The sequence below is a fragment of the Rhizobium sp. Leaf262 genome (assembly GCF_001422245.1).
Lineage (GTDB): Bacteria > Pseudomonadota > Alphaproteobacteria > Rhizobiales > Rhizobiaceae > Agrobacterium.
In genome coordinates, this window is sequence record NZ_LMMM01000007.1 from 49,713 (window position 1) to 62,096 (window position 12,384).

Genomic DNA, 12,384 nt, shown 5'->3' on the forward strand with positions numbered 1-12,384 from the left:
ACATGTGGGATGTTTGCCTCACTCTTCCCTCCGTCATGCTCGGTCCCCGGATCAAGTCCGAGGTGTCCCGGGCATCTGTCACGTTGCATCCGCAGAAGCGTGATTAGATCCTCGGGACAAGCCCAAGGATGACGAATTCTCCGCATTTGGGAGAAAAATACTTCTCGAAATGACTTATTTGAGATTTTTTTCCACAAAAATCCGAATTCAAAGTTATTTGAATATATATTTCACATTAATTGCATTTTAATTTTTTATGCAGTCTAGCTTCGAACTTTCTCAGTAAAAAACGGTAACTAGCGAAGCATTACAAATCATCCAAGATGGTTCCGCAGCACCGCGCATGGCTGCAATGCGGCATTTTGCGTTGCAATATCATCTTCTCGCCGTATTATAAAAACCGTTGACATATTTATGCGCTTTTCCGCCGCGGTGACTGCGGCTTTCTTCGTCGCGTCTTAGCGGCTGTTCTTTGATGGGTTTTTACTCATCTTTCCGCGCATGTCATTTTGCCCTGGAGCTTTCGCAAGCGCATGCTCGTGAAATCCACGCTCCATGGCTTTAGCTCTGCGTTCTGGCAGCGGTGTCGTTTCGATGTCGCGCCGACGCTTCTGGCAGGCCGGGCTTTGCAGTGCCCCGGTATGCCTCACATAAACACTGCATTAGACTTGGGGGTCTTACAATGAAGAAACTCCTCGCCTCGACCATTCTTGTCACGGGCTTCACCCTTGCCGCCGCTGCTGGCGCAAGCACCGCCAACGCCGCTGAGACCTGCGGCAATATCTCCATCGCAGAAATGAACTGGGCATCCGCTGGTGTTGCGGCCTATGTCGACAAGTTCATCATGGAAAACGGCTATGATTGCACGGTCGATGTCGTGACCGGCGACACCACACCCACCTTCACCTCCATGAATGAAAAAGGTCAGCCGGATATGGCGCCTGAAATGTGGGTGAACACGCTGGGCGCACCTTACGAAAACGCCGTCAAATCCGGCAATCTCATTCAGGAAGTCAAAATCCTGACCGATGGCGGCGTTGAAGGCTGGTGGATTCCGAAATATCTGGCCGATGCCCACCCCGACATCAAAACCGTCGAAGATGCGCTGAAGCATCCCGAGCTTTTCCCGGCACCGGAAGATGCCAGCAAGGGTGCTGTCTTCGGTTGCCCGCCCGGCTGGGGCTGCCAGCCCACGACGGCGAACCTTTTCAAGGCGCGCAAAGCTGCCGACAAGGGCTTTACGCTGGTTGACACCGGCTCCGGCGCTGGCCTCGATGGCTCGATTTCCAATGCTTACGAAAAGAAGCAGGGCTGGCTCGGTTATTACTGGGCACCTACGGCTATTCTCGGCAAGTACGACATGGTCAAGCTGGAGGATGGCGTAGAGCTGGACCGCGAGGCCTATGACAACTGCATCGCCAAGCCCGATTGCGCCGACCCCAAGCCCAACGCCTATCCCGTGGCTGAGGTGTTTACGGTCGTAACCAAGGAATTTGCCGAAAAGGCAGGTCCGGCCGTCGACTACATCAAGAAGCGCCAGTGGGGCAACGACACCGTTGCCGAGGTGCTGGCCTGGATGGACGAAAACCAGGGCACCAATGAAGACGGTGCGCAGTATTTCCTCGAAAACCATGAGGAAATCTGGACCAAGTGGGTTTCGCCCGAGGTGGCTGAGAAGATCAAGGCTTCGATCTGATGGGTTGGGAGGGGGCTGCGGTTTGATCGCAGCCCCCTCACGCGTAGCTACCCCCCTCTGCCCTGCCGGGCATCTCCCCCACAGGTGGGGAGATCGACTCGCTGAAAGCTTTCGCACACCTCTTACGGCGAGACAGAAGCGATGTCGGCGCGTCCTGCTGATCTCCCTCCTTGTGGGGGAGATGTCCGGCAGGACAGAGGGGGGTAAGCCACACCCACAAATCCCTCCATCAAGAACAAGCCTCTCCATCTAAAACAAGGGAAAACAATAAAAATGGCCCTCTGTAATCTCCTGCCGGATATGCTGTGCAAGTTTCCGGCCATCAGCAACGGCACGATGCGCGTGGCACGCAAGACCATCGATGACGGCTTTCGCGATATTGTTCGCAGCTATGGCGATATCATCGATACGGTCGTGCATCCGTTGCAGCTGTTCCTGAACGCATCCGAACGCTTTTTTATCCAGACGCCCTGGATCATCATTTTTCTCGGCCTGCTGGCGCTGGTTCATCTGGCTGGGCGCAGTTTCCGCATCACGCTCGGCACAGCCATTTCGCTGTGTCTGATCGGGGCAGTCGGTCTGTGGCGCGATGCGATGACGACGCTGTCTATCGTGGCGATTGCCACACTGATCGCGGTCATCATCGGCCTGCCGCTGGGCATTCTCATGGCGCGGTCAGAGCGGCTTCAGCGTTTCATCAATCCGGGTCTGGACGTGATGCAGACGATGCCGAGCTTCGTCTACCTCATCCCCGTCGTCGTCATCTTCGGCATCGGCAAGGTGCCGGGCCTGATTGCGGTCGTGATCTACGCCATTCCGCCGATGATCCGCCTGACCAATCTGGGCATTCGCATGGTGGACCGGGAAACGCTGGAAGCGGCCGATGCCTTCGGCTCGTCCAACACACAGAAGCTGCTCAATGTGCAGCTGCCACTGGCGCTGCCCACCATCATGACCGGCATCAACCAGACCATCATGATGTCTCTGGCCATGGTCGTGGTCGCCTCCATGGTGGGCGTCGGCGGTCTGGGCAAGAACGTGCTTCAGGCCATCAACAACCAGTTCTTCACAATCGGCTTTCTGAACGGCTTTGCGCTGGTGGCCATCGCCATCATGTTCGATCGCGCAAGTCAGGCATTCGGCAAGCGTCTGCAGAAATATCGCGAGGTTCAGCATGGCTAAGGACATCGAAATCCGGAATCTTTACAAGATCTTCGGCTCTCACCCTGAGAGGCACCTCGAGGCCGTTCGAAACGGCATGAGCAAGGCCGAACTGAACGATACGCACAACCACGTTCTCGGTCTCAACGACATCAACATCACCATGCCGGGCGGCAAGATCACCGTCGTCATGGGCCTGTCGGGTTCCGGCAAGTCGACGCTGATCCGCCACATCAACCGGCTGATCGAGCCGAGTGCGGGTGAAGTGCTCTATGACGGGCAGGATATTTGCAGCATGGGCACCTCGGCCCTTCGCGATTTCCGCCGCCACAAGACGGCGATGGTGTTCCAGAAATTCGGCCTGCTGCCGCACCGCACGGTTCTGGAAAACAGCGTCTACGGCCTGGATATTCAGGGCGTGCCGCGCAAGGACAGCATCGAGAAGGGTCGCCACTGGCTGGCCCGCGTGGGTCTGGACGGATACGAGGACTATTATCCGAACCAGCTGTCCGGCGGCATGCAGCAGCGCGTGGGTCTGGCCCGGGCACTGACCAACGACGCCGACATTCTGTTGATGGACGAGGCCTATTCCGCGCTCGATCCGCTGATCCGTGTGGACATGCAGACTATGCTGCTCGACCTGCAACAGGAGCTTCAGAAGACCGTCGTCTTCATCACCCACGATCTGGACGAGGCCTTGCGGCTGGGCGACCATATTGCCATCCTCAAAGACGGCGAGATGGTACAGCAGGGCGATGGCCAGAGCATCATCCAGCATCCGGCCAATGAATATGTCAGCGACTTCGTGCGTGACGTGAACCGTGGCCGCGTGCTTCAGGCCACCACCGTCATGGAGCCCGCGACCTCAGCACCCGAAAGCCTGTCGGTTCTGGAAACGGACACGCTGGAAAACATCGCCCGCGACATGACCGACGCCAACGAGACCACCGCGCAGGTGGTGGACGAGGACGGCAAGACGGTCGGCAGCATCGGCATCGAGACGCTGGTGGCAGCCATGGTGACGCCTGCGACGCAGGAGGTGGGCCCGGAACAGCAGCCAGAGCCGCAGCCCGTCGAAACCGCCAAGGACTCGGAAAAATCAGTGGCGTAATTCCCGACTCACCCCTTCGCGACTCACGCAGCGGAGGGGACCTTCCGTAAGGGAATCGGTCAAAATCGCCGATTTCTCGATTTGCAAGCCCCTAAAATGCAAAAACGAAGCAGCACTTTTGATGCTGTCAAGCGTCGATCGGGCCGTAAACGCATTCACGCAAGTTTCGCGCAAGCTTCAGCCGTTAACAAATCGTTAATTGCTCAAGGAAGGGGCTTGCAATGAATATCGATAATAATATCGGCGGATCAGCGCATCAAAGCCGCTCTCAACAGATTGAAAAGCGCCAGACGGAAACGGTCGCGCCAGAACAGCAGCAGTCGGCGCTGTCCGGCGGCAGAATTTCTTTCGTGAACGTTCTGGAATCGACATCGCTCGCCAATGTTTTGTGGACCGTCAGCAATGACGCGACCGCAGAGACAGGCGCTGCCCAGGGCACCGTTGAAATGACCTCGCAGCTCGACTCTGCCTGGTATCGTCAGGCCTATACGGAACACTGATATCAGCGACCCGGCGAATCCCGGTGTTCCGTTTCGCCAGCAGACATATTTCAAGTTTATTTTGCGTTAAAATTTCACAGGCAGGCCGCGTATCGAGCGGCACCGCCTTTTACCGCTCCGTCAGGCCGGATGCGTTGAACTGACTTCCACCGTGACATGCGACAACTCATGGATTGCAGCGAGCTTCTGCCGGTAAAATGACGGCGACTGCGGTGCTTGCGAACGGATCGCAACGATGGCCGCGTGATGACCCGGCCCCACCTGCCAGACGTGAAGATCGGTGATCTGCTCCTGCTCCGTTTCGACGGCGTCGCGAATTTCCTGCGAAACATCCTGCGCCTCGGGCACGGCATCCACCAGCACCGATGCGGTGGACCGAAGCAGCCCCCAGGACCAGCGCGCGATGACAATGCCGCCAACGATACCCATGGCCGGATCAAGGAAGGTCCAACCGTTCCACTTGCCCAGAAGCAACGCAACGATGGCCAGAACAGATGTCAGTGCGTCGGCCAGAACATGCAGGTAAGCGGACCGCAGATTGTTGTCCTTGCCGGCATGATGCCCATGATGGGCATGTTCGCCGTGATGGGCGTGGCTACCGTGAGAGTGGGAATGGGAGTGATCGTGCCTGTGATGATGATCGTCCTTCAGCAACCACGCGCTGACGAGATTGACGACAAGGCCGATCATCGCCACGGCAATGGCCTGGTTGAAATCGATCTTGACCGGTGCAAAGAAGCGTAACAGGCTTTCCCATGCAATCATCAGGGCGGCGACGCCCAGCACGACTGCGCTGGCAAATCCTGCGAGATCACCGAACTTGCCGGTGCCGAAGGTATAGCGGGCGTTCTGGGCCTGACGGCGAGCATAGAGATAAGCGAGTGCGGAAATCAGCATCGCACCGGCATGGGTAGACATGTGCCAGCCATCCGCCGTCAGCGCCATGGAGCCGAACCAGCTTCCCGCCGCAATTTCCGCCACCATCATGACCGTGGTCAGCGCGATGACTGCCCAGACGCGGCGTTCGTTGCGCTCGTGGTCCGCCCCCAGAAAAACGTGATCATGCGTCGCATTCGCATGGCTGTGTGCACTCATTGCCATCGCCTTCACCTCACCGAATATAGGTCTTGAGAACCTGCGCCAGCTCTTCCGTCGCCCTGGCACGCTCCTCGTCATTGTCCGCATGCAGCACATGCTCATGAAGATGATCCTGCATCACCTCTCCCGTCAGCCCGGAGAGAGCGCCGCGCACCGAAGCGAGGAGTTGCAGAACATCACCACAGGGCTTCCCGCCCTCCAGCGCCCGCTCCACCGCCTCCATCTGCCCCTTCATGCGCCGAATCCGCGCCAGAAGCTTGTCCTTGTCTCGGATGGTATGGGACATCGATCTCCGCCTCGGAAATATAGGATAGGGGGGTATATTATCTGGTCGGATCGTAAAAAGCAACGCGACCGAAACACGAGGCTATGCGCAGGCCATCGATGCATGACTCAACGGCAAAACTAAGCAAGGCAAACCGCGAATGCTGAAACCAACGCAAACCGCTCATCTCGTTGCGCAGACCTCTCTCTTCACCTATATCTCTAGAAGCTAGAGATATAGGTGAGCGACAATGTATTCCATCGGCGATCTTTCCAAGCGGACGGGCGTAAAGGTGCCGACGATCCGTTACTACGAGCAGATGGGCCTGCTGAACGAGGCAGACCGTTCCGAGGGCAACCAGCGGCGATATGAAAAGGCCGATCTGGAACGTCTCGCCTTCGTGCGCCACGCGCGCGATCTCGGTCTGACCATCGATGCCATCCGCGAATTGATCGCGCTCAGCCAACATCGCGAAATGCCCTGCGCCGGTGCCGACCGCATCGCCACCGACCACCTCGCCACCGTGCGCGAAAAGATTGCCAAGCTGAAAAAGCTGGAACACGAGCTAGAGCGCATTGTGTCACACTGCGACGGGCATTCGATCGAGGATTGTTATGTCATTCGAGCGTTGTCGGATCATGGATTGTGTGAGCACGAGCATTGAGAATGCTTCAAGTGCTTGTACCATCTTGAAGTCAGCGACCTTCTAATATCGTGCTTTCACTGGACGTGCGCTGAGCGTTTTTTTCTACAATATGACTGATGAAGCGACTGCTCAATTGCCAAACGAGTTCGGAATGCTCGAGCCCATGACGGTTTCGGAACTGCTGTTTTCCTTTTGGTCTGGCAGGCGCGATTTGCCAGCGCTACGCATTCCTAAGAAAAAAGCGATCCCTAACAGGCCACATCCGATCATCGCTCCAAGGATGACTTCGAAAACGACTGTCATAATCCACCCTCCCGAACTGCAGCGCGCATTCCATAAGTCTTTGAGTTGAGCATAGGTTCCCCGCGCGCGCATCAGTAGCTACGGTTTTTCCGATTGTGCAGCGCATTTGTTGACCAAATTCTTCCCGTCAGCGCGAAATGCAGAGCTGCCTTGATCCATCGTCCCTTCGAGCAAATGAGGGTGACGTCCAGTCCCACTTCAAATCGCACTTGACACAATTCCAATTCCAGCGCATCTAATCCCCCATGATCAACGCACGCGCACCCATTTCCTGCACGTATTTTTGGGCCTTCCTTTAAGGGCGGCTCGACAGATCACTTTGTCAACAAGCCGCCGTCAGGCGGCTTTGTTGTTTTCAAACGTCCTGACGGCACTACACCAGAAACCGAAGGACGAGAAAATGACTGAGGACAGCCTTCTGACTTTGCCGAGACCGCCTGTCGTGACCATTCGTGGTGCGCGCAAGGCGGATTTGCCTGAACTGAACGAGATGATCACGCTGCTGGCCGCCCACCATGGCGATGCGGCGGCGATTACGCCGGAGAAGCTGGAGCGCGATCTATTCGCACAGATGCCGTGGATTACCGCACTGGTGGCGGAAGCGGATGGTGAGTTGATCGGTTACGCCATTCTCGTGCCGCTCTACCGTGCGCAGGAAGGCCGTCGCGGCATGGAGTTGCATCATCTCTTCGTCCGTGACGGGCATCGCGGTCACGGCACCGGCCAGCATCTGGTGGGCCGCGCGCGGGATGTGGCCAAGCGCTGCGGCTGTGACTTCCTGTCGGTGGGCGCTGCCACGGGCAATTTCGCAGCCCACAAATTCTACGAAAACATGGACTTCGTCCCCCGCCCTGTTACAGGCATGCGCTTCATGCAGGCGTTGGCTTAGACGGTTTCCACAAGGGAACCATTCGCCCTGTTTCGGACTTTTTGCTCACCCGCTTTTCGGTTTATGATCGCAGGCGTGGTTGATTGCGGGAGATGAAAATGCCTTGTATCGCCCTGGCGCTGACTGAGGACTATGCTGATTGGGAACCGGCGATGCTGACGGCAATGGCCCGCAGCTATTTCGGCGTCGATATCGTGACGGCGACGCCCGATGGCGGGCCGGTGACGTCCATGGGCGGCCTGAATGTCACGCCTGATATGTCCTACGACGAACTCGACCCGGAGACGATCCATGCGCTGGTCATTCCCGGCGGGCTGATCTGGGAAAAGGGTGCCGCACCTGATTTTACCGATCTCGTCCACCGTTTCCGCGCCCGGCACCGTGTGGTTGCGGGCATCTGTGCTGCGGCAAGTGCACTGGCGGGAACCGGCGTGCTGAACACCGTCGCCCATACTGGCAACTCGCTGGCCTCCCATCAGGGCTACGACGCCTATGAGGGCACAGATTACTATCGTGACCAGCCGCAGGCGGTGAGCGACGAAGGCATCATCACGGCCCCCGGCACGGCACCGGTTACGTTTGCAACAGAAGTGCTGAAGGCACTCGATCTCTGGAGCGGGAAAGCGCAAGCAGAAATCGCGCCTTTTTCCGCGGAGCACCTGTCCGAGCAGCCACAAGCTTGATGCCGATCCGGCAAAGGCTCGCCTGCGCGTAACCTGTGATGCTAACGATCCATCACCCGGCAAAGACGCGATGGGCTGTCGCGACCCTGACCGTTCATCGCCCGGCGCAGGTCCCGGCTGTTGATGTGAAGGCTGCGGTCAGCGGGCAAAGCAAGGCGGTTGATTTTGGTGGTTGCGGCCGCCAGAAACGCCGCTTGATTATCCCCGAAGAACCGCAGGCAAGCCTCTTTCTCCGGTTCTGACGCGAGCAGCGCCTTGAAGGCCAGCCGATGCATGGCGCAGAGCGCGCCATGACCGGGGACGGGAAAACGCAGTGCTTGGAGTTCGTCACTCCATTCCACCGCGTTTTCCCTAGGTTGCGTCATGTTATTTCGCCGTCTCGAAACGTTTGAGGAACAACCCGCTCAGGGAACCGAGGATGAGCCAGAAGACGAAGCTGGTGACGGTGGCGAGAACCACGAAGCGGCGCTCCAGCGGCAGAGGTGCCAGCGCATGTTCGCCTTCCGGCGGCAGCGGCGCGCCGACGACATGCGGCGCAACGATGAGCACCACGGCAAGGATGATGGCCCATGGCTCGTTGCGCTTGAAGGCCAGCAGCGCAATGCCGCCTGCCGTTGCAGCCACGGTTGCGATCCACCAGATCTGCCGTGCTTCAAGCGCAGCGGCCGGGCTGCCCGGCAGTTCCGGCGGCAGGCCGATCATCGGGGCGAGCATGACGGCGGCAAAACCGGCAAGACCCCAGAACAGGCCCTCACGCCAGCCGCCCTGCGTGCTGCGCATCGAGATAAGCGCTGTCAGAACGAGCGCGTAACCGATAGCGGTCAGCACATTGGCGGCGATGGTATAGGCGTTGCGCTCGAAGCCATCGGCAGGTGCCCATGCTTCTGCATCATGATGATGGTCGGCAGGTGTTGCCGCATCATGGCTGTGGGCGGGGGCAGCTTCGCCACCGGCATTCTCGAAGGTTTCCGCCTGAAGAATGAGCGGCGTGGTGCCGATGGCCTGCATGGCGCTGACGGCGAGACCCGCGATTAGCCCCACCAGAACGGCGGTAAAGACGATATTACGGAAAAATGGCATGGTTCCCCTCCCCTCAATGGCAAGGGAAGGCGTTGGCGTGGCGCGTATCATGCGCCGCATTGTGCACGGCTTCGACATGCGAAAAGCCCACGAAGCCGACGATGAACAGGCCAAGTGCGGCTGCCGTCAGCGATTGCGCGATTTTCGATGTTTTGGATGAAACGGCAGATGACGCCGTATTCTGCTGGATAGACATGGTGACCCTTTCCTGTGCGGGTGGGCGCTGTTCTGATCAAACGCCGCACGACCGCATTCAACATTCACCACGGGGAAAAGAGAGACATGGTCTTTGGGCCGGACGAACCGACCTGCCAACCGTGCTTGCCCGGACACCCCGCCGGTATTGACGACACTTCACGCAATGGCAGGTCTCCTGGCTCACGGGTCGTAACCTTGAAAACACCTTCCCGATCCTCCTGTATTCGCATCGTACTTTACGAAATCGGAGAGGATTTCGCGTCGATGCGCCAGATCAGTGGCTTTTCGTCTTCAGGCTATCCGCTCACAGTTGCGGGGGCAGCCACGAATCAAAGCAGTCGCTTCTATCGTGTTCCCTTTTCACTTTCCGGGCGAACCCGGAAAGACCATCACGCGTCTGTTATCCGGTGGATGTTACGCCGAGTCAATGGCCATCACTGCGGCGGCAGCGCCTTGAGGTAAGCCGCAATGGCATTGCGGTCTTCGGCGGGAATACGGGCCATGTTCTGCTGAACCTTGACCATGGAGCCGCCGGCACTGTCGAATTCCGGGGTGAAGCCGGTCTCCAGATAGTTGGCGATATCGGCCTGGGTCCATGAACCGATGGCCTGAGAGCCGGGCGTGATATCGGGAATGGTGCCCTCGCCTTCCGGGTTCGGGCCACCGGCCAGCCATTTTCCCTTCAGGAAACCGCCCAGCGCATCACGCGGGGTGTGGCATTCGCCGCAATGGCCGGGACCTTCCACCAGATATTGGCCGCGCACCACGTCTGCACCCGCATTTGCCAACTGGACGCGCGGTTGACCCTTGTCGAAATACAGGAACTTCCAGCCACCCAGCGCAAGGCGGATATTGAAGGGAAACGGCAGATCGTGGCCGGGCGCGTCATTGGTGCTGGCGGGCAGCGTTTTCAGATAGGCGAAGAGATCGTTGATGTCCTGCGGCGTCATCCGCGCATAGGAATTATAGGGGAAGGATGGGTAGAGATGCTCGCCGTCCTTACCCACGCCCCGCGTCATGGCATCGCCGAACTGTGCCACCGTCCAGCTGCCGATGCCGTGTTGCGGATCGGGCGAGATGTTGGGCATATGGAAGGTGCCGAAGGGGCTTGGCAGCGCCTGCCCGCCGGACAGCGTCTTCAGCCCATCGCCGCTGGCATCCGGGGCGGCGTGACAACTGGCGCAGCCGCCTGCCCAGAACAGGGTTTCACCGTTTGCGAGATTGGGCTCACCCAGATTGGCCCAATGGCTCGGTGGCTGGCGCTGAGGCGCGGTGACCCACATGAAAATGCCGAACCCGGCAACGCCCGCAACAACGGCGCCACCCGCCAGCTTCGCCCAGATGGAAGCCATCGCCTTCTCCGATTCAATCAAAATTCAAAATGCAAAAAGGCCCGCCGGTTGAATGGCGGACCTTGGCGATGACAGATTACTTCTTCAGACGGTATGTCTGGTGGCAGCTGCTGCAATCGGCACCCAGCGTCTTGAGGGCTGCGCCGACGCTGGCCTGATCCGTCGGCAATTGCGCCAGAACCGCATCGGCATCCGTGCCGAGCTTTTCGGATTTCGTCTTGAAGTCCGCGAAGTTCTGCCAGATGGCAGGCGATGCTGCGCCGCCTTCAGAGCCTGCCGGGAACTGGTCCGGGAAAGCCTTGGCGTTGGTGCTGATGGTGGTGACAGCCGTCTTGACGGCATCTGCATCATAAGGCTTTTCACCCTTGGCGATGGCACCCAGTGCGCCCATGGCCCCGCCGATGCCCTTCATCAGCCCTTCGCGCTTTTCGACCTCGCCGGCTGCGGAAACCGCACCGGCGCAAAGACAGCCGATCATAATGGATGCGGCAATGGTTCTAAGCTTCATCGTCTCTCTCCTGGGGTCCGCATGCTGCGGGGTGGATGTTATCAATTGATCTAAAATACCGTGCCAAGGCACAGCCGAGCCTGTGCGCCGAAGCTATGCTATTGGCGAAACGAAGATGCCCGCTTCCCATGGCAAAAAGAAGTCACATTCCGGTGATTTTTTGAAGCGTTATCAGGCGCATATCACCGGCTGGAAATCGCCTCCCACAGGGTGAAACCGGCGATGACAACCAGCAGCAAACCCGCAGCGCGACCAATGAGAATGGTAATGTGCGGTGAAGACACCAGCAAATCACGGCTCTTGCCCGCAGTCAGCGCCAGTGTGCCATAGACCGCAAGTTGGGTCCCCGCCGTCATCAGCCCCATGATGATGCCCTGTATCCAGACCGGGCCGTAGATCGGCTTTAGGAATTGCGGGTAGACGGCCATCATGAAAAGATAGGCCTTGGGGTTGGACAGGCATGTCACGATACCGCGCCGGAACGCCCGGCGGGCCGAGGCGCTGGCGCTCACCTCATCCCCCTCCACCACGATGGAACTGCGCATGAGGCCGATGCCGACCCAGACCATATAGGCGGCACCGAAGATCATCAGCGGCGTGAACAGCATGGGCATGAGGCTGGCAAGAAGCCCGACGCCGACAGCACCATACAGCGAATGCACGACCCCGCCCGCCATGATGCCGGATGTGGCGGCAAGTCCTGCCTTTCGGCCTCCGGTCAGCGAGCTTGCCAGGACGAGAAGCATGTCGATGCCCGGCAGGATGATGATGCCGAACAGGAGCGAGAAATAAAGCCAGAGATTTTCGGTGTAAGTCATCGTGAGTATTCCTGAAAATATAACCGTCGCGAAATGATTGGTCCGCCATATCGCGCCAAATCATCCGGTTTTCCGG

At 58.5% G+C, this 12,384-nt stretch carries 16 protein-coding genes and 1 riboswitch; of the genes, 7 read left to right on the top strand and 9 right to left on the bottom strand.

Annotated elements, in window-relative coordinates:
* The first annotated feature begins 682 nt into the window (after positions 1–682).
* From ASF29_RS09170 to ASF29_RS09185, 4 genes are all read left to right on the top strand, one after another.
* Positions 683–1,696 (top strand): ABC transporter substrate-binding protein, encoded by a 1,014-nt coding sequence (locus tag ASF29_RS09170; protein ID WP_062450390.1) that lies wholly within the window; start codon positions 683–685, stop codon positions 1,694–1,696.
* 273 nt (positions 1,697–1,969) lie between these two features.
* Entirely contained in the window at positions 1,970–2,878 is a 909-nt protein-coding gene (locus tag ASF29_RS09175; RefSeq protein WP_062450391.1) for a proline/glycine betaine ABC transporter permease, read from the top strand.
* A complete protein-coding gene (locus ASF29_RS09180) occupies positions 2,871–3,968 on the top strand; it encodes a glycine betaine/L-proline ABC transporter ATP-binding protein (protein ID WP_062450392.1) in 1,098 nt (365 codons plus the stop codon). The genes ASF29_RS09175 and ASF29_RS09180 overlap by 8 nt, the downstream gene beginning before the upstream one ends.
* Before the next feature lie 221 nt (positions 3,969–4,189).
* The gene (locus ASF29_RS09185; RefSeq protein WP_062450393.1) at positions 4,190–4,468 is read left to right on the top strand and encodes a hypothetical protein; all 279 of its coding nucleotides are present in this window, start codon (positions 4,190–4,192) and stop codon (positions 4,466–4,468) included.
* Between the two features lie 120 nt (positions 4,469–4,588).
* On the opposite strand, the gene dmeF is transcribed toward ASF29_RS09185, so the two are convergent.
* Together dmeF and dmeR are read right to left on the bottom strand one after the other, a co-directional pair.
* On the bottom strand, positions 4,589–5,563 hold the full coding sequence (gene dmeF / locus ASF29_RS09190; RefSeq protein ID WP_244473526.1) for a CDF family Co(II)/Ni(II) efflux transporter DmeF: 975 nt from the start codon (positions 5,561–5,563) through the stop codon (positions 4,589–4,591).
* Between the two features lie 16 nt (positions 5,564–5,579).
* Entirely contained in the window at positions 5,580–5,852 is a 273-nt protein-coding gene (gene dmeR / locus ASF29_RS09195) for a Ni(II)/Co(II)-sensing transcriptional repressor DmeR (protein WP_062450395.1), read from the bottom strand.
* Positions 5,853–6,081: 229 nt separating this feature from the next.
* On the opposite strand from dmeR, the gene ASF29_RS09200 reads away from it, so the two are divergent.
* Positions 6,082–6,495, top strand: coding sequence for a helix-turn-helix domain-containing protein (locus ASF29_RS09200; protein ID WP_062450396.1), 414 nt, complete (start codon positions 6,082–6,084; stop codon positions 6,493–6,495).
* 111 nt (positions 6,496–6,606) lie between these two features.
* On the opposite strand, the gene ASF29_RS24310 is transcribed toward ASF29_RS09200, so the two are convergent.
* Positions 6,607–6,780, bottom strand: coding sequence for a hypothetical protein (locus ASF29_RS24310; RefSeq protein ID WP_156462589.1), 174 nt, complete (start codon positions 6,778–6,780; stop codon positions 6,607–6,609).
* Positions 6,781–7,180: 400 nt separating this feature from the next.
* On the opposite strand from ASF29_RS24310, the gene ASF29_RS09205 reads away from it, so the two are divergent.
* Positions 7,181–7,669 carry a GNAT family N-acetyltransferase gene (locus ASF29_RS09205; RefSeq protein WP_062450397.1) on the top strand — a complete coding sequence of 163 codons (489 nt, stop codon included), beginning with the start codon at positions 7,181–7,183 and terminating at the stop codon, positions 7,667–7,669.
* 98 nt (positions 7,670–7,767) lie between these two features.
* Positions 7,768–8,352 (top strand): type 1 glutamine amidotransferase family protein, encoded by a 585-nt coding sequence (locus ASF29_RS09210; protein ID WP_062450398.1) that lies wholly within the window; start codon positions 7,768–7,770, stop codon positions 8,350–8,352.
* A gap of 41 nt (positions 8,353–8,393) precedes the next feature.
* On the opposite strand, the gene ASF29_RS09215 is transcribed toward ASF29_RS09210, so the two are convergent.
* From ASF29_RS09215 to ASF29_RS09240, 6 genes are all read right to left on the bottom strand, one after another.
* Complete coding sequence (locus ASF29_RS09215) at positions 8,394–8,717, bottom strand: hypothetical protein (protein WP_062450399.1); 324 nt, start codon at positions 8,715–8,717, stop codon at positions 8,394–8,396.
* A 1-nt stretch (position 8,718) separates the two neighbouring features.
* A complete protein-coding gene (locus tag ASF29_RS09220) occupies positions 8,719–9,432 on the bottom strand; it encodes a CbtA family protein (protein ID WP_062450400.1) in 714 nt (237 codons plus the stop codon).
* Positions 9,433–9,445: 13 nt separating this feature from the next.
* Positions 9,446–9,628, bottom strand: a complete 183-nt coding sequence (locus ASF29_RS09225) for a CbtB domain-containing protein (RefSeq protein ID WP_062450401.1) — start codon at positions 9,626–9,628, stop codon at positions 9,446–9,448.
* A gap of 149 nt (positions 9,629–9,777) precedes the next feature.
* A riboswitch (cobalamin riboswitch) is annotated at positions 9,778–10,036 on the bottom strand.
* Between the two features lie 28 nt (positions 10,037–10,064).
* Positions 10,065–10,982, bottom strand: coding sequence for a cytochrome c (locus ASF29_RS09230; protein WP_062450402.1), 918 nt, complete (start codon positions 10,980–10,982; stop codon positions 10,065–10,067).
* Between the two features lie 76 nt (positions 10,983–11,058).
* Positions 11,059–11,490 carry a cytochrome c gene (locus ASF29_RS09235; protein ID WP_062450403.1) on the bottom strand — a complete coding sequence of 144 codons (432 nt, stop codon included), beginning with the start codon at positions 11,488–11,490 and terminating at the stop codon, positions 11,059–11,061.
* 182 nt (positions 11,491–11,672) lie between these two features.
* The gene (locus ASF29_RS09240; RefSeq protein ID WP_062450404.1) at positions 11,673–12,308 is read right to left on the bottom strand and encodes a LysE family translocator; all 636 of its coding nucleotides are present in this window, start codon (positions 12,306–12,308) and stop codon (positions 11,673–11,675) included.
* Positions 12,309–12,384 lie beyond the last annotated feature (76 nt).